Origin of the sequence: Shewanella algicola (genome assembly GCF_014648035.1) — a bacterium.
GTDB classification, from domain to species: Bacteria; Pseudomonadota; Gammaproteobacteria; order Enterobacterales; family Shewanellaceae; genus Shewanella; species Shewanella algicola.
The window spans coordinates 25491-43531 of the sequence record NZ_BMQI01000008.1 but is presented as its reverse complement, the minus strand read 5'-3'; the positions used below and the strand labels follow the sequence as shown (position 1 = coordinate 43531).

Sequence of the window (18041 nt, the reverse complement as noted above, 5' to 3'; positions counted from 1 at the left end):
GCTAATTAGTGATCCTTATGGTAGTCGTAACCGGACACGATTGAGTCGACAGAGTTATGTTTAAAGCGAATGCCAGACCACACCGCCATATACACATGGATCACCACAAAGATGATAAACGCCCATGTTAAGTAATGATGAAAAGTCCGTAAATTAGCAAGGCCACCGCATAAAGCCGTTAGCCAATCAGATACGCCACCGAGTAAACCTCCTACACCTAAGTGATATACATTGGCATACAACACTAAGCCTGTAATACAAACAATGAGAGCCGCAAACGAAATCGCCACATAAGTCATAAACTGCAATGGACCATACACCCCTGACTTGTGTAAATTGCCCATCCAGAAATACGATTTAAGTTGCACAATCCAACTGTTCACACTCATAACATCTTTAAATGATTTTCTTTCAATGTTGTTACGGCTAAAGAAAAACAAATAAAAACGTACCAGTGTAATACTGGTGAGCAAAAAGCCAAACACGATATGGGCAAAGCGGATCCAGCCTTGCACCAACACGTCTGAACTTTCAGGCGCCACTAAAAATGGCCACGAGATATAAAACCCTGTGATCACTAACACCAAGATTGCCAAGGCTCGTAGCCAATGAAATATGCGAATGGCCGGAGTAAATATCAGCTTCCTATTGTGGGTTGCGATATGTTCCATACTTTTATCCCTCCTAATCCATTGGCCTAATTAAAATCCGTTTGGATCAATTTTAAATTGGCCAAGCGTTTGTTTGTTGTAATCCATCACATGGACAGAACACGCCATACAAGGATCAAACGAGTGGATAATACGAATCACCTCAAGTGGCTTAGTGGGATCTTCAAGTTGTAAGCCAATTAACGATGCTTCATAAGGTCCCATATTGCCACGGGCATCAACGGGTCCAGCATTCCAGGTTGTGGGCACCACAGCTTGATAGTTTTCAACTTTACCGTCTTTAATTCGTATCCAATGGCTAAGCATGCCGCGAGGCGCTTCAATCATCGAGTACCCTTCATATACCTGGTTAGGGTCGATTTCGGGTTTAACGTAGGTTGATTCATCAGATTGAATATTGGTCAACAGTGCGTCAAAAGTGACTAAACTAGCCTGGCCGACTAACACTGTTTGCAACATGCGTGCGGCGGTTCGGCCCAAAGTTGTAAACAAGGCGTCAATCGGTAACCCTGTACGAGCCAATAAACCATCAACCGCATTTACCACAGTTTGGTTGCCACGGGCGTAGTTCACTAACAAACAGGCCAGCGGGCCCACTTCAACAGGTTCATCTTGATAACGAGGCGACTTAACCCACGAATACTTACCATCGCCGTCTACTGTCGGCAACTTGCCATAAACTGTATCGCGCTCAACAAAACCGGTGTAATCCGGAATAGTTGTGCCTTCATACGGGTGCTGCGGACCATCAGCTTTATACCAGGCGTGAGTGACATCTTCGCGGATTAAATCAGGATTAATATCCATCACATTGGCTAAATCGCCTTTAATGATCACCCCTTGCTTAAACAAGTTTTGACCATCGGCCATAATAAAGTCATCGCCACACAAGAAACTACTCACGTTAACCCCGCCGAGCACACTGGCTTCAGTGCCAAACGCTTCTGCGGCCATCACAATGTCAGCTTGATAAGCACGTTCAATAAAGTCTTGTACAATTGCGTGTTTTTGTTTCCACTCTTGCAAGCGTGCAGGGCTTAACATGTCGCGTACTGAGGTGACACCACCGACAATAATAGATTGTGGGTGAGGGGATTTGCCACCAAATATGGCGAGCATTTCAGCCGCAACACGCTGAACCTCTAGTGCTTTTAAGTAATGCGATAATGCAATAAGGTTTTGCTCAGGCGTAAAGCGATAAGTGCTGTTGCCCCAATACGCATTGGCAAATGGGCCAAGCTTGCCGGTTTCGACTAAGCCTTTTACTCTGGCTTGTACCGCTTTTAATTCACCTTCACCTGCAGCTATCGGCGCATCTGAATAATTCATCGCCACTTTGGCCGCTAATGCTGGGTCGGCGCTCAATGCTGACACCACATCAACCCAATCTAGGCCGTGTAAATGGTAAAAATGCACAATATGATCATGCATATATAGTGATGACTGCATTAAGCTACGTAAGTATTTCGCATTAAGTGGAATTTGTACCCCAAGGGCATTTTCAACGGCCTCAGTACCACAGCGATAATGCGAATAAGTACACACGCCACAAATACGTTGCACAATTAAACCGACGTCCATCGGTGTGCGACCTTTTAAAATCACTTCAATACCACGCCACAAGGTCGATGATGACCAGGCTTTAGTGATAACATTATTATCATCTACTTCCACCTCGATACGTAAATGGCCTTCGATACGTGTGATTGGGTCGATTACGACACGTTTACTCATGATTAATCCTCCAAAGGCTTAGCAAATACGCTAGCTACTGCATGGGCGCCAATACCAACAACGGTCGCACCTAAAATAACCGCTCCAACTGTGTCAGCGGTGGCATCAATGCCGTGTAAAAGTTGACGTCCTAGCGGTTTTTCAAAGTCCGCCATGTCATCCCAAAAATTTGGTTCAGAGCAGCCCATACAGCCATGACCCGCAAGAACAGGCCAACTGGTGTGATGATTAAAACGCTCGGTAGGGCAATTGTTATAGGTATAAGGTCCTTTGCATCCCACTTTATATAAGCAGTAACCTTCTTTAGCGCCTTCATCGCCAAACTCTTCCACAAACTCACCGGCATCGAAGCGACCACGACGTTCGCAGTTGTCATGCACCCGTGCACCGTAGGCCCATTTAGGACGATTAAACATGTCTAGTGCTGGTAATTTCCCAAACATGATGAAGTACATTAATGTACCAACAATGTTCTTCTCGCTCGGTGGACAGCCGCCTAGGTTAATCACGGTTTTATCAACCACCTCATGAATCCCTTTTGCCCCCGTTGGGTTTGGTGATGCAGCTTGTACACCGCCAAATGCGGCGCAGGTGCCTACCGACACAATCGCAGCAGCATTTTTAGCGGCTTCTTTAACAATATGCAGCCCAGTGTGTCCCTTACAACCCACGGTTAAAAACGTCCCGTTATTGGCTGTAGGCACCGCACCTTCAACGGCGAGTAAATAACGGCCTTTGTAGGTTTCTAAGGCATGCTCAAGGTTTTCTTCAGCTTGCCAGCCTGACGCGGCCATTAAGGTCTCGTGATACTCAAGCGAGATATGATCAAAAATTAAGGTGTCAAGGTTTGGTGAGTCGGTACGAATAAGCGACTCAGAGCATCCAGTACACTCAGCCATGTGCAACCAAATTAACGGCACGCGATCGGCTAATTCAGCGGCTTGTGCCACCAGATTACTAAAGGGTAAAGGGAGAGCTAACATTGCGGTGACCGAAGCGGTCCATTTAATGAAGTCTCGGCGAGATATGCCAAGGTCGGCCATTTTTTGTTGTAATGTTAAAGGCTGACGTTGAGCAAATTGGCGTAAATAATCAAGACGCTCTTGGCCTTGTTTATAAAGGGCTGCATGTGTGTCCATGTTGATACCTTCTACTTAATTTAGCGCAGGGCTAATAAATAATTGCATTCCATCAGTATCAATACTAAATCTCAGCTAAAAATCATCCTTGATGTAAATCAACTTGTTCAAAATTTCCTTAACATAATTTCTATATTTGCGTCTAATTTATGATGTTGATCAAGTTAACAAATTTGCACATGGACAAATTGTCTCAATCTCATAATCGCCTCATAATGTGATCTCGATAAGGTGTTATATGACTAATATTGAATCTATTGTCATGATCTAATCGATATTTGCGCGACGATTACCTTGTTTTCTCACGTTATAGACAATAAAGTGTCGCCTACAAAGGCATAGCGTTTTTTAATAAATTTTTAACAAAATAGGGCGTGGGTTTGGCAGATAACATAGCATTAGTCATTGATTTTCTTTTTGAGCATAAATTATTTTTTACGGCGCTAATCATCGTCATTATTTCATTGATTAAACACGTCATTATTACGGCAATCCGAGGGGACGTTGCATTTTTATCTGATGTGCAGCGTAAATGGATGTCACGCACTAAAAATGGCGTATTTGTACTCACCATATTGATACTGTTTTTGTTGTGGCAAACCGAGGTCAGTAAATTTGCCTTATCAGTGACCGCCATTGCCATTGCCCTGGTGATTGCCTCTAAAGAGATCATTTTGTGTTTTACCGGTTCGATTCAGCGCGCCAGTTCACGTTCGTTTGTGATTGGCGATTGGATTGAAGTCGGCAACATTTATGGCCAGGTAATTGAGCACAACTTAATGGCGACCGTCATTCAAGAAATCGATCTGCAAAATGGTCAATACCATTTCACCGGTAAAACCGCGACATTACCTAACAGCATGTTTTTTACTTATGCCGTTAAAAACCATAACTTTTTAAAGCGCTATGTTTATCACCACATTACGATAACCGTGACCAAATTTGACAATTTATACCCGTTATTTCCGGCGTTAATTGAACAAATAGACCATCATTGTGAAGACTTTATTGAAGTCGCTAAACGCTATAACGGCGTGATAGAAAAGCATGCAGGCGTTGATTTGCCAGGAAGTGAACCGCACATTCATGTCACCAGCGGTGCTACAGGTGAGCAAAATGTCCATATTATGATATTTTGCCCAACCGAGCGGGCAATCGAGTTAGATGCCTTAATCCGCCAAGACTTTATGCAAGCCTACCACCAGCAATTTGGTACACAAGCTCACGCATAAGATAATCGGTATACAGATTAACTAAACGGCGATAAGTGTCAGCCACTCATCGCCGTTTTTATAACTAAGATTTTTGAGAAACCACAACAGATTTTGTTAAGGATGGTTTATTCTGGAACTTGATGTAAATGAACAATGATAAAATGATGATCCCGCCACCAATTAACTTCTGAGTTTCAACTACTTCTCCGAGAAAACTAACAGATAAGATCAAAGTCCAAATGGGTTCAAGAAGCATAATTAATGAGGCTTTTTCAATCTTAACGCTAAACTGCCCCAGGGTTTGCGATAAGTAGCGTATACACGTAGCAACAAAGGTTGATACGGCAAACCAAAACAAAATGTGGCTATTTAAACTCGCACTCTCAGGGCTGACGATCAACATCACAATCAGGCCAACAGCGCCGATCATAAACAATTGCACACAAATGGAGGTTAGCGGCTTAACGCTGTTTAATACCTGTTTATTTAACACAAAATGCAGCGACAACAGCACCGACGACAATAAGAAAAACCATTGGCTTCTTTCAACGACCCAACCGTCGGTTAAGGTCAGCAACATAATACCAATGCAGGTAATAGGGAGCGTAAGCCAAAAAATGCTAGGTGGCCGCACTTTAAACAGTATCCATGAAATAAATGGCGCAATGATCATCGCCAAACTCATAATAAATGCCCCAACAGACAAAGTATTAGAGATTGAAATCGCATAAACCCACACTTCAATTGAGGCGGCTAACACAACACCCACAGCGCAAAGTGACAATAGCTGTTTAGGCCTTAAGGCGAAGACTTGTTTATAGCAAAAGGGTAATAAAATGATGCTTGCCAGTAAAAATCGTGCGGTAACAAAGGTTTCGCCAGGCACTTCTAAAATCACCAGCTTTGAGGCTATCCAGCCTATACCGGCCAACATCGTCGCCAGCAAAATTAATAATTCACCACGGTATGATTGTTTGTGAAACAAAATATGACTTTCCAATTTAACGGCAGGGCAATGAGGAATGACAAATACTAACAAAAATAAGCGAAAGCTAAAATAAATAAGCGACTCATTAGAGCCGCTTATTGACTTAATTTACATTGTTATTAAACCGTTAACTATGTTGGTTTTTTAGCTGTTAACTCAATAAATTAAGCATCTTGATTAACTTGGGCTGTATTCAGGGTAATCGGTTAAGCCTTTTTCTGCGCCGCCAAATAATGTCTCTGGCGTATGTGCTGCGAGTGGATAACCGTGTTTAATGCGTGTAGGTAAATCAGGATTTGATACAAACGGACGACCAAAACCAATCATATCAGCGAGTCCCGCCTCAATGGTTTGTGCAGCCGTTTGTGCGTTATATCGGCCCGCATAAATTAATGTACCTTTATATGCCGCTCTAACGGATTTTTTAAAGCCTTTTGGCGTTTCTGGCGCATCATCCCAATCCACTTCAGCAAAATGAATGTAAACCACATTGAGCTTATTAAGCAGTGCAGCTGCAGCGACATAGGTTTCAACTGGGTTAGCATCAACCGTTCCATTGAGCGAGGTAAACGGCGCAAGACGTACGCCAACACGTTCAGCGCCAATGGCTTCTGATACTGCAGTCACTACCTCAGCAAGAAAACGCAGGCGGTTTTCAACATTGCCGCCATATTCATCGGTGCGATTATTGGCATTTGAGTCAATAAACTGATTAATTAAATAACCGTTTGCAGCATGGAGTTCAATACCATCAAAACCTGCTTCTATGGCATTGAGCGCTGCCTGGCGATATTGATCGACTACATGGTCAATATCGGCTTTACTCATGGCGCGTGGCATCACTACATCAACAAAACCTGGCGCATTTGCTCCATCATCCACAAACACTTTTACATTTTCAGCTTTAAGCGCAGACGACGAAATAGGCTGTTCGCCGTTAATGTTATCAGGGTGAGTCACGCGGCCAACATGCCAAAGTTGGGCGAAAATGGTGCCGCCTTTTGCATGTACAGCCTCAGTGACTTTTTTCCAACCAGCAATTTGCGCAGCACTGTAAATCCCAGGTGTCCAAGCATAACCCTGGCCCATGGCTGAAATTTGTGTGCCTTCAGCAACAATAAGACCTGCAGATGCACGCTGCGCATAATATGTGGCCATAATATCGTTAGCTTCATTGCCCGGTTGCGTGGCGCGCGAGCGAGTCATTGGCGGCATAACAATACGGTTTTTTAAGGTTAAATGGCCCAGTTCAATCGGTTGAAATAATGTATCTGACATTGGGTATTCCTTACTAAATTTGGATAAGTTCGATTTGGTAGCCATCAGGATCGACGATAAAGGCGATGTGGGTCGTGCCACCTTTTACCGGCCCTGGTTCGCGGGTGACGCTGCCGCCACGGGCTTTAATCTCGTTACAGGTGCTATAAATGTCTTCAACGCCAAGGGCGATATGCCCAAACGCATTGCCTTTATCATACTGGTGAGTGTCCCAGTTATACGTTAACTCAATGGTAGTACCGCTGTTTATATCGTCATAACCAACAAATACTAAGGTATAACGGCATTCAGTGTTTTCGGTTCGTTGTAACACTTTCATGCCGAGCACTTTGGTGTAAAAGGCAATCGACTTATCAAGATCGATAACACGAAGCATAGTGTGCAAAAATTTCATATTTTTCTCTCACTGGCATCAACCAACGCAATACATTGCGTTAGCGAATGAATATCAATTCTGCAATGTACATCCAAGACGAGAAAACATTAAATTATGATTTCTTATCAGTTTAATAAATTTATGTTATCAACATGCAGTGGTACTAAAACGTAACTAGGTGAACTATTCATCATCAATCATCATCGCTTCTTTAATTTCATCACTGCTAAATCCCTTACGTGATAAATAAGCATAAGCTTTCGATTTTTCTTTATAATCTGTGAGGTTATAACGCTTTTTGGCCAGCTCGTTTTTACAGCTTTGATAAAAATCGATGTCATCAGATAAACTGAGTTGATACACAGTGTCTTCAAAGTCAGTCACATCAATCAGCCGTTGTTTGAGCTCTTGCAAAATGAGGGTTTTGCCTTTGCCTTTATTGAACAGTTTGATGATCTCTCGGGATAGGTCAGCTTTGTCCGCTTTAATGGCCAATTTTGATCGCAAGCCATCACGCTGTGGATGTTGGGCTAAGGCGTGATCAATTTCGGCCCGCGAAAAGCCTTTTGTAGTCATTTGTGCGTACACTTTCTCTTTGCTGGTGGCCTCAAAATGATCGTACTTATTGAGTAACCTAGCCGCGGCCATGGCATAGCTATCTATTTGCTGCGCTTCCATCACTTGCTCAATAGCGTGTTCAATATCATTAATAGCAATGCCGCGTTGTTGTAACTTACGCTTAATTGCGCCAGCGCCCATTTCATTGCTAAACGCCAGTTCACAATAGCGCACGGCAAAATCAACATCTTGTTTGACATAACCGCCTTCAATTAACCTGGCTAACACTGTGTCAATCCATTGTTGGTTATCGGTTTTGCGTTCAAGTTTGCTGCGGATTTCATTAATGGTGAAATCCTGCTGGCTTAAATGCCAATAAGCACTATTGAAAACATTATCAATGGTTTTGGCTTGTCGAAGTGGAGGGCGCTGCATAATAGTGTGTAATGATAGAGTGATAGTTAATTTAGCCACATTCTAGCAGAATGTGGCATAGGTTAGTTGCACATCGACATCTCGTCTTATTCTCGTTTATGGTGTTGTAAGATGATCAACAACATAAGCTTTGTTTTTAGCCAAATACCACATAATACTGGCTAAGGCGCCAATGCTAAATTGAATGATCGCCAAACTGTGGATTAAATTATCTGGATGCAATGTCACCAAGGTCATTCCAATTGCGCCAGCCATCATAGAACAAAACTGGATCACCGCGACTGCAGAACCTGTGTCACTGGTTTGTTGCTCTAGCATTAAGTTAATCCCAGGCACACGAGTTACAATTACCATTAATGTTGCTGGGGCGGCTAGGCAGGCAAATAACCAAGGCGATAAGTGGCCTATGTTGTAAGTGAGCACGCCAATAAACATTAAAATCAAATAACACACACTAATAATGTTGCTGACCTTAACTCGGTTAGACAATTTGATGTAAATGGTGGGGCCAAATGAGGCAAAAAATGCATTAAAGGCAAACGCATAACTAAAGGTTTGTTCCGATAAACCAAAACCGTCGATATAAATGTATGAACCGGCGGCTAAAAACGACATCAACGTCATCGGTGGCAAGGTGAAAATGAGCAGTAGCGAGATAAATCGGGGGTTATTTGACACTACCGCGAGTCGGCCCCATGAGCGTAATACTGAGCCGGTATAGCGTTGCTCTATGGTTTCACGAAAACCACAGGCCAACACTGTCGATAACGCGCCAAAAATCGCCAGTGCAATAAACATCATATGCCATGAGCCAATTTTGAGTAAAAAAGCCCCAAGCACAGGCGCAACCATAGGTGCAATAATCACTAACGACATAATTGTCGCCATAATTTTTTCGCGCTCACGACCATCATATAAGTCTTTAACGATAGCAGTTGCAACCACAGTGACCGCGCTGCCACCAAAAGCTTGTACTAGCCGCGCGCTAATCAGCATTTCAACATTGTTTGCCATTGCACACAGCATACTGGCCACCACATAAATCCCTAAACCGAGCAACATAATGGGTTTACGGCCAAACTTTTCACTTAATGGCCCCCAAAATAATAAGCCCAGCGCATACGTGACAAAGTAAACACTCAGGGTAAGGTTAACCATGGTTTGGGTGGTATTGAGCATCTCGACCATCGTAGGCAAGGCCGGTAAATACAGGTCCGTCGTTAACGGCGGAAATGCGCTAACAATTACCAAAAAAAATAATGTCCCAGACGGGCCTAACACGGGCTGTTTAACGTTCAAACTTTTACTCCATTTGATTGCAATTCAGTAGCAGTACATATCGACTGTTTATGATACCGCATTGGGGGGGTAAGACAGGGTTAACTTGAGTGGCTTACTGGCAAACAAACTTATAATTCAAAAACAGATTATTACTTCCATATTTACATACAATTACGTTGTGCAGACATAGTTTTACAACTCGGCATGTAACATTATCTCATCAAAATAATACGCTAAATGCCTAGCGTCAAAAACATCACGTTAAACCTTGAACATTTTTGATGTGTTAACGATCAAAATTACTCATTGTAATTAACCCATGTTATACCTGTGGATGTGACTCAAACATGAAAAAAACCAGTAGAAAAAAACTGATTATCGTGATTATTGCAATCGTGTTGATTATTTCAGGCGGTGCTTTTTTTGCCTTAAACGGCGGCAGCCCTGCACCAAGTTATGCCACTGAGTCGGTTCGCCGTGGTGATATTGAAAACAGTGTGTTGGCTAACGGCATGCTGCAAGCGTCTAAATTGGTGAGTGTAGGCGCGCAGGCTTCTGGCCAAATTATCAATTTACCTGTCGCACTAGGTCAGCAGGTAAAACAAGGTGAGTTAATTTCTCAAATTGACAGTTTAACTCAGCAAAATACCTTGAAAGAAGCCCTTGCCTCACTCACAAGTAATGAAGCTCAATACCGAGCAAAGCAAGCGCAGATAAACCTAGCTCAACAAGAATTTAATCGCCAAAAAGCGATGTTAGCCGACAATGCGAGCTCAAAAGCAGATTATGAGTCAGCGCAAGCTACGCTATTGGTATATCTAGCTGAACTCGACCAGCTAAAGGCTCAACAAGAACAGGTCAAACTCAGTGTAGAAAGCGCACAACTAAACCTTGGCTATACCACCATTAAAGCCCCAATGGACGGCATGGTGGTCTATACCGCTGTCACAGTGGGGCAAACTGTTAACTCATCTCAATCAACTCCAACCATCGTTGAGCTAGCTGACTTAACTAAAATGACGGTAAAAGCACAAATTTCTGAAGCCGATGTGATTAAGGTTAAACCTGGGCAAGCGGTCTACTTTACCATTTTGGGTCAGCCAAAAAAAGCGTTTCAACGCGACCTTACGCGCCATTGAACCAGGGCCGACCATTATGGATGGCGACGATAGCAACATGACCTCAAGTGATACAGATGCTATTTATTATAATGGGCTGTTTGATGTAGAAAACCCTGACGGTATTTTGCGTATTGGTATGACCGCGCAAGTCTCTATTATTCTTGAGCAGGGCGAAGATGTGATTTTAGTGCCATCGCAAATACTGCAACCTAATCATGGGAAAAGATCTGGCTTTAGGGTACCGGTTTTAGTCAATGATGAAATTGAATATCGTAATGTCACTGTTGGGATCAACAATAAAGTGAATGCCGAAATTACGAAAGGGCTTGAAGAAGGCGATCAAATTATACTCGGCACAGGAGGCTCAACCGATACTTTTAGTACCCGTAGAGGCAATCGCCGTCCACCGATGGGATTTTAAGTTATGAATGAATCTTCTTTACTTAATATCTCAGGTGTTTACCGCTCTTTTAGTGCGGGCGAGCAACAACTCACCGTTCTCAATGACATTAATCTCGACATTAAACGTGGCGAAATGGTGGCCATCGTAGGAGCATCAGGTTCGGGAAAATCCACCTTAATGAATATTTTAGGCTGTTTAGATAAACCGTCTAAAGGTCAATATTTCATTAATGGCCAAGATACTTCCACCATGGATGCTGACCAATTAGCGCAATTACGCCGCGAACATTTTGGTTTTATCTTTCAGCGTTATCACTTATTAGGCGATCTTGATGCGGTCGGTAATGTTGAAATCCCAGCCATTTATGCTGGTAAAGAGAAAAAGAAACGCACTCAGCGTGCCCAAGCTCTATTGTCACGTTTAGGCCTTGCTGATCGACTTGACCATAAACCTAGCCAACTCAGTGGTGGACAACAACAACGTGTCAGTGTGGCGCGAGCTCTGATGAATGGTGGCGACGTTATCTTAGCCGACGAACCAACGGGGGCACTTGATAGCCATAGCGGTAAAGAGATGATGAACTTGCTGCGAGAGCTTCATCAAGATGGTCACACTATTATCTTAGTGACCCACGACATGGACGTTGCCAATTTTGCTGACCGAATAATTGAACTTAAAGATGGTGTTATTATTCGTGATGTTGAAAATAACCAGTCAACACCACATAAAGCGTTGCCAGAGGTAAGCACGTCCATTACCTCATGGTTAAACTTGGACCGTTACATCGAAGCCTTTAAAATGGCATTAATCGCCATGCTATCGCATCGATTACGTACTTTTTTAACCATGCTTGGCATTATTATTGGTATTGCATCTGTGGTTTCTGTGGTGGCACTTGGAGCCGGTTCGCAACAATCCGTGCTTGAAAACATCAGTGCGATGGGAACTAACACTATCGATGTTCGATCTGGTAGCGGTTTTGGCGACAGACGTGCGGCCAAAATCAGAACCTTAACGGCTCAAGACAGTGAATCACTTAAAGTATTGCCCTATGTTGACAGTGTTACACCTTCAATTAGTAGCGCGGGCACTATTCGTTATGGCAATCAAGCCGTTTCAGCGAGTTTCAGTGGTGTGGGGGTTGAGTATTTTAGAGTACGTGGATATTCATTAGCGGACGGCCAATTTTGGGATGACACCAGCGAAACTGAGATGGCACAGCAAGCTGTGATTGATGACAACACACGTAAGTCGTTGTTTTCTGATAGTTCAGCCATCGGTAAAGTGATTTTTCTCAATGACTTACCCGTGCGTATTATTGGTGTAACCAAAGCCCAAGAAAGTGCGTTTGGTATCAGTGACTCACTCAATGTTTGGGTTCCTTATACAACGGTATCTGCTCGTATGGTCGGTCAACAATATCTTGACAGTATTACTGTGAGGATCAATGAATCTGCGTCAAGTAGTGCTGCAGAACAAGGCATAATTGCATTATTAAAAATGCGCCACGGAACCGAAGACTTTTACACCATTAATACGGATACAATTCGAGAAAGTATCGAAAAAACCACCCAAACCATGACATTGCTTATCTCAGCCATTGCGGTTATTTCGCTGATCGTTGGCGGGATTGGGGTAATGAACATTATGTTGGTGTCTGTTACCGAACGTACTCGAGAAATCGGTGTGCGTATGGCCGTGGGAGCAAGACAAAGCGATATATTACTTCAATTTTTAATTGAGGCTGTTTTGGTGTGTTTGTGTGGTGGTGCTGTTGGGATCGGGCTTGCCTACTTAATTGGCCAAATCTTTGCCTTTACCGGCGGGAGTTTCCAAATGATTTACTCTACCGCATCGATTGTCGCTGCATTTGCCTGCTCAACGTTAATTGGAATTTTGTTTGGCTTTTTACCAGCACGCAATGCGGCACAGCTCGACCCCGTTGATGCGTTAGCGAGAGAATAATAATGATAAACCCAAGTTTTACACTCAAACTGTCAAGTATTGCTCTGTGCATGTCGCTCACTACCGCCTGCAGTAGCTTTACTCACACTGATTTTACGCCGCCAGATGTTAGCATTCCTGATAGTTGGCAAAGTGTTAGCGTTAATCAGCAAGTTAAACTCGACCCCTGGTGGCAACGCTTTAACAACCCAGAGCTTAACCAGCTTATCGAGCAAGTGCTATTAACTAATAATGATTTAGCGCTCGCGACGTTAACATTGCGTCGCGCAAGGCTGCAAGCTGGCTTAACCGATACACAAAGTTACCCACAAATTAATGCTAACGTAAATGGTGCTACAACAAAGCCTCTAGAGGGTGGAGCTAGCACAAGCGAATATGGCACTAAATTATCGCTCAGTTACGAACTGGATTTATGGGGCCGAGTTTCTGCCGATATGGATGCAGCTAAATGGGCCAGTTTAGCGAGCGAACAAGACAGAGAAAGCACCGCCCAAAGCTTAGTGTCCACCACGGCCATATTGTATTGGCAAATTGGTTACCTAAAACAAAGCCTTACTCTTAGTCAAAATAGTATTGATTATGCCCAGCAAACTTATGATCTAGCAGAGCGTCAATATCGTTCTGGTTCGGTGTCGCAGCTCAACGTATTTGAGGCAAAACGCAGCTTAGCTGGGCAACAGGCAAGCCATAGCGAACTTGAGCAGCAACTCGTTGAAGCGCAAAATGCACTGGCCATATTGTTTAACCAACCGCCAGAAAAAATGGCCATTAATATCAAACAATTGCCCGACGCTGAACTGCCTAGCATTGCAGCAGGTATTCCTGCCGATGTGTTAATTCGCAGGCCAGATGTGAAATCGGCACTGTATGAACTTAAATCTGCTTATTCAGCAAAAGATGCCACATTTGCCGGTTACTTACCTACCTTGTCACTTTCTGGCACGTTAGGAACATCATCAACAGAGCTAAAAGAGTTATTGCAAAACCCCATTGGTACGCTGGGAGCAAATTTACTATTGCCATTTGTGCAATGGAATGAAATGCAATTGTATAAAGAGCTTGCCACCGTTGATGTGCAATCCGCTGTTGTGACATATAGGCAAACCTTGTACAACGCCTTTCAAGAAGTCGATAACGCGATTTCTGCACGGCAACATTATCAATATCAAGCACAAAAGTTACGTGAGCAATATCAAGCAGCCACAGCTGCGGAGCAGATTTACGCCAGCCAATACCGCCATGGTGCAGTCAGTATTCAAGACTGGTTAGATTCACAAGAAACCCAGCGCAGCGCCGAAGTGTCGTTATTAGCCAACCGCTACAATCTATTCAGCGCCCAAGCCACGTTATACCAAGCCCTTGGCGGCAGTGATATTGCTCCAGCGGTACAGGATCAATAAACTGAGTAAATGAAATCAGCATTCAGGTTAACTAAGAGCACGCATCAGCGTGCTTTTTTACTGTTTATTGGTTTTTCGCCAGCGGTTTTTTATGACGTGTCACCCAAAAGCACATCAGTGAGCCTAGCGTCACTAATGCTACGCCTTGCCAAAATGATCCGGTGAGAGAAATAGATAAATACACAGAGGCAAACACCGTTGAAAATACCGGAGTAAAATACGACAAGGTGCCTAATAAAATGATATTGCCGCCAATCACAGCTTGATTCCACAAGGCATAACCAGAGCCTATTACAATGCCAGCCAATATCAGTGTCGCAGCAGATGATGCTTTAAACTGAATACTCGGCTCATTACTGAAAAAATACTGCACCCACAAAGTGATGGCCGTTACCGCAAAAAACAGCACAATGGCATTTTTCCCCTGACTTATTTTTTGAGTCACAACACAATAAATCGCCCAAATAAAGGCTGCAGAAAACGCCATAAAGTAGGTCAGCGGGTTATCGGCAATATTGGCCAATAAAATATCAACTGAAATGCCTTTGTCACCGGCAATACACCAGGCTACACCTATAAATGCGATACAAACACTGGGGTATATCAACCCACTGACTTGTTTACGGCTCAGCATAACGCTCAATAATATGGTCAGTGCTGGCCATAAGTAATTAATGATCGCCATTTCCATTGCTTGATGGCGACTGTTAGCCATGCCTAAAGACAACGCTAAACATATTTCATAAGTGACAAATAAACTGCCACCAATCAATAGATACTTTTTAGGGAACGCACCCATTTTAGGCACACCCATCACCGACATTAAAAACACTGTGCTCACGCTATACAACATTGCCGCACCCGCAATAGGGCTAAACAGTTCAGACAAGTCTCGTATAAACGCAGTGACACTGCTCCACAATAAAATCGCAATCACACCATATAAAGTGTACTTTTTTTCACCCGTAATAGACATAACACCCAATAATTAAACTTGCCGACTCAAAGAGACACTATCACTGTAAAAACAGATAGATGCAACCTATATAAGTGATGTTATTTATTTCAAGTAAACCCGATGTAATAAAATAATAAACAGAATAATAAATGATATTGTTTAGGGCCTGTTCTCATGTCTTTGGATAATGTTCCTCAACACGGCTTGTCGGTGTAAAACTCACTTTAACATTAGCTTTTGGCGGTATGATTTCGTAATGCGGATCGTGTTGAATTATGGAACCTTTTCCAATATGAGACCTGCAAACGACTATGTCTGCTCAGCGCTTGCCTGAGTGCTCACTGTAGAAAAAATACCGATTGGCATCACTAATTAGGTATAAAAACGGGCTATATATGAGCGTATGTTCAAAATCTATTATAAAATCAATTTACAGTATCTTATGTGTTCACTGATCTATGTTTAATTAAACAAGCATTAATCGAAGTGAGTACACATAGGCGATGAACAATATTAAACAAGCATATTAGCTGGCAATAACATTTATCTACAATATTCAGATTTGTAAAATAAATAAGTGTTGGCCTAATAATACTTAACATGATTTTTAGGATGAAATGATGAACAACATAATTAACCCCATATTGTTAGCCAGCACAATATGCTTAATATTATCTTCATTTAATGCCCAAAGTAATGATCAAACGCCTAAAGCAAACTCGGCAACACCGACACACCCTCCGGTTATGGACGTCATCAGTCGCGGCGAATATGCAGGTGCCAAAGCTTGCGGCGCGTGTCATCAACAAAAATACAACGACTGGGCAGGCTCGCGACATGGCAGCATGTTAAGAAAGCTCTACACCGATGGCAATACCATTACCGCGCCATGGGGCACAGCAGAAAAACCACTTACCTTTAAAGACAGCGGCAATCATCAATACACCTCATATATGAAAGGCGATAAATACTGGGTAACGTTGCATGATGCGATAAATAGTCAAAACGATTTAGACTTTCAAATCGATGTGGTTGGCTACAAAACCACGCAAATGTTTTTAAGTTGGGACGAAGCCAATCAAAACTACATTACCATGCCTTTCATTTATTGGGACTGGGAAGACAGTAACCCTAAACAACCGTCTCCAGATAGCCAATGGACCCCATTAACCAGCGGTATATTCTTTTACAATGCAGACGGTAGTCTATTTACCGGTGACAAACTTGAACTCAGTAAGCGCGCCTTTGGTTTTACCAACTTTTGCATGGAATGCCATACCACAGGTTTTGAGGTAAGTAGTTGGGAAGTGCAAGATACGGCATTGGGTAACCGCGTTATCCCTATCGACAATACCAGTAAGACTGTTGAAATGGGCATCGCCTGCGAAAAATGTCACGGTCCTGGGGCAGAGCATGTGCGCACTCAAAAAGCGGATGACATTATTCAACCCATTAACGATCTCACCGGCGAAAAAGCGGGTGATCAATGCAATGTATGTCATATCGCGCCAGTATCGTTAAACAGCCCTGCAGCGATTCAAACAGGCTATGGTTACAAATTTAATCATAACGACCCATTAGGTCACGGTATGTTTCCCAATGTCGGAGACGACTTAACAGAGTTCCAAGGTTCAGCCGCTTACAACGTAAGTTACTGGCCAGGTACCAAAATTAGACGCCAAATTAGAACTCACGCCCTAGAGTTAGCAGAATCAAAACACGGCGCCGCAGGCTTTACCTGTGTAACATGTCATGATCCTCATTCACAAAAGCTTAAGTTTGACGGCGAACAAGACAGCGATAATTTATGCAGCAGTTGCCATGCAGAACAAGACAGCGACGCACACAAACTCAACGCGCACAATGCTGTTGATGTTAAATGTACCGATTGTCACATGCCATGGATGAAACATGCGGGTGGACGTGGTCACCGTTACGATGGCAGATCGCACTCATGGGACTTATTAACACCAACAGACTCGTTAAAAGGATTTGACCTGTTACGCCCATACACAGAAAAGGGCGCAGATCCTGACGCACAGCTAACTAAAGACTGGCAAAAAATTGAAGCTATTAAGGGGTTATGCTACGACAACTTCAATTACCCAATCAACGTCGTAGGTTGTGCTAAGTTTGATATTATGCCCAATGCGTGTTCAAGCTGTCATACCGATGAATTCCCAACGCCCGGTGTATTCACTGATGCAGAGCGTGCAAAATTGGTTGAAGGTGAGAAACGTCTAGAAGCCTTTAAAAAGCTGACTAAGTAGCACGATTAAGCTGCAATTAACAAGCAAACAAGATTAAAAAATGCCACTCATATAATGTGAGTGGCATTTTTGTATTTGAATAACAAATGAAATCCAGCTTGCCAATATTGCGGTGTCAAACTAATTGTTTTGTTGTGAATGGCAATAAAAATAAATCAAATTATTCTGGTTAGTTTTTTAATTATGTTCGGTCAATAAGATGTATTTCAATTTGTTTTTTGTGATGTAAAAATAGACTCATTTAATGTTA

At 42.9% G+C, this 18041-nt stretch carries 15 protein-coding genes; 6 read left to right on the top strand and 9 right to left on the bottom strand.

Going from position 1 to position 18041, the window contains the following annotated elements:
• Positions 1–5 precede the first annotated feature (5 nt).
• The 3 genes from cybH to hyaA are packed head-to-tail and all read right to left on the bottom strand — an operon-like array spanning position 6 to position 3544.
• On the bottom strand, positions 6–671 hold the full coding sequence (gene cybH / locus IEY42_RS05105; protein ID WP_188924254.1) for a Ni/Fe-hydrogenase, b-type cytochrome subunit: 666 nt from the start codon (positions 669–671) through the stop codon (positions 6–8).
• Positions 672–701: 30 nt separating this feature from the next.
• The gene (hyaB, locus tag IEY42_RS05100; RefSeq protein WP_188924253.1) at positions 702–2405 is read right to left on the bottom strand and encodes a nickel-dependent hydrogenase large subunit; all 1704 of its coding nucleotides are present in this window, start codon (positions 2403–2405) and stop codon (positions 702–704) included.
• Positions 2406–2407: 2 nt separating this feature from the next.
• On the bottom strand, positions 2408–3544 hold the full coding sequence (gene hyaA, locus IEY42_RS05095; protein ID WP_188924252.1) for a nickel-dependent hydrogenase small subunit: 1137 nt from the start codon (positions 3542–3544) through the stop codon (positions 2408–2410).
• Positions 3545–3924: 380 nt separating this feature from the next.
• On the opposite strand from hyaA, the gene IEY42_RS05090 reads away from it, so the two are divergent.
• Positions 3925–4776 carry a mechanosensitive ion channel family protein gene (locus tag IEY42_RS05090; protein WP_188924251.1) on the top strand — a complete coding sequence of 284 codons (852 nt, stop codon included), beginning with the start codon at positions 3925–3927 and terminating at the stop codon, positions 4774–4776.
• A gap of 64 nt (positions 4777–4840) precedes the next feature.
• Here the strand turns inward: IEY42_RS05090 and IEY42_RS05085 are convergent, their stop codons facing one another.
• The 5 genes from IEY42_RS05085 to IEY42_RS05065 all read right to left on the bottom strand — a co-directional run bounded on the left by IEY42_RS05085 (position 4841) and on the right by IEY42_RS05065 (position 9692).
• Positions 4841–5743 carry a DMT family transporter gene (locus IEY42_RS05085; RefSeq protein WP_188924250.1) on the bottom strand — a complete coding sequence of 301 codons (903 nt, stop codon included), beginning with the start codon at positions 5741–5743 and terminating at the stop codon, positions 4841–4843.
• Between the two features lie 180 nt (positions 5744–5923).
• Positions 5924–7024, bottom strand: a complete 1101-nt coding sequence (locus IEY42_RS05080) for an alkene reductase (protein WP_188924249.1) — start codon at positions 7022–7024, stop codon at positions 5924–5926.
• Positions 7025–7037: 13 nt separating this feature from the next.
• Positions 7038–7418 (bottom strand): lactoylglutathione lyase, encoded by a 381-nt coding sequence (gene gloA, locus IEY42_RS05075; protein WP_188924248.1) that lies wholly within the window; start codon positions 7416–7418, stop codon positions 7038–7040.
• A gap of 165 nt (positions 7419–7583) precedes the next feature.
• Positions 7584–8393, bottom strand: coding sequence for a regulatory protein RecX (locus IEY42_RS05070; protein ID WP_188924247.1), 810 nt, complete (start codon positions 8391–8393; stop codon positions 7584–7586).
• A gap of 96 nt (positions 8394–8489) precedes the next feature.
• Positions 8490–9692, bottom strand: a complete 1203-nt coding sequence (locus IEY42_RS05065; protein WP_188924246.1) for a multidrug effflux MFS transporter — start codon at positions 9690–9692, stop codon at positions 8490–8492.
• Positions 9693–10021: 329 nt separating this feature from the next.
• Between IEY42_RS05065 and IEY42_RS05060 the strand changes: the two genes are divergently transcribed.
• The 4 genes from IEY42_RS05060 to IEY42_RS05050 are packed head-to-tail and all read left to right on the top strand — an operon-like array spanning position 10022 to position 14563.
• Entirely contained in the window at positions 10022–10813 is a 792-nt protein-coding gene (locus IEY42_RS05060) for an efflux RND transporter periplasmic adaptor subunit (RefSeq protein ID WP_229779926.1), read from the top strand.
• 16 nt (positions 10814–10829) lie between these two features.
• Positions 10830–11216, top strand: coding sequence for a permuted SH3 domain-containing protein (locus tag IEY42_RS22775; RefSeq protein WP_229779925.1), 387 nt, complete (start codon positions 10830–10832; stop codon positions 11214–11216).
• Between the two features lie 3 nt (positions 11217–11219).
• Positions 11220–13163 carry a MacB family efflux pump subunit gene (locus tag IEY42_RS05055; RefSeq protein ID WP_188924245.1) on the top strand — a complete coding sequence of 648 codons (1944 nt, stop codon included), beginning with the start codon at positions 11220–11222 and terminating at the stop codon, positions 13161–13163.
• Positions 13164–13165: 2 nt separating this feature from the next.
• Complete coding sequence (locus IEY42_RS05050; RefSeq protein ID WP_188924244.1) at positions 13166–14563, top strand: efflux transporter outer membrane subunit; 1398 nt, start codon at positions 13166–13168, stop codon at positions 14561–14563.
• A 64-nt stretch (positions 14564–14627) separates the two neighbouring features.
• On the opposite strand, the gene yddG is transcribed toward IEY42_RS05050, so the two are convergent.
• Positions 14628–15539 (bottom strand): aromatic amino acid DMT transporter YddG, encoded by a 912-nt coding sequence (gene yddG / locus IEY42_RS05045; RefSeq protein WP_188924243.1) that lies wholly within the window; start codon positions 15537–15539, stop codon positions 14628–14630.
• 602 nt (positions 15540–16141) lie between these two features.
• Between yddG and IEY42_RS05040 the strand changes: the two genes are divergently transcribed.
• Positions 16142–17791: a cytochrome c3 family protein gene (locus IEY42_RS05040; RefSeq protein ID WP_188924242.1), complete on the top strand. Its 1650-nt coding sequence runs from the start codon at positions 16142–16144 to the stop codon at positions 17789–17791.
• Positions 17792–18041: the final 250 nt, after the last annotated feature.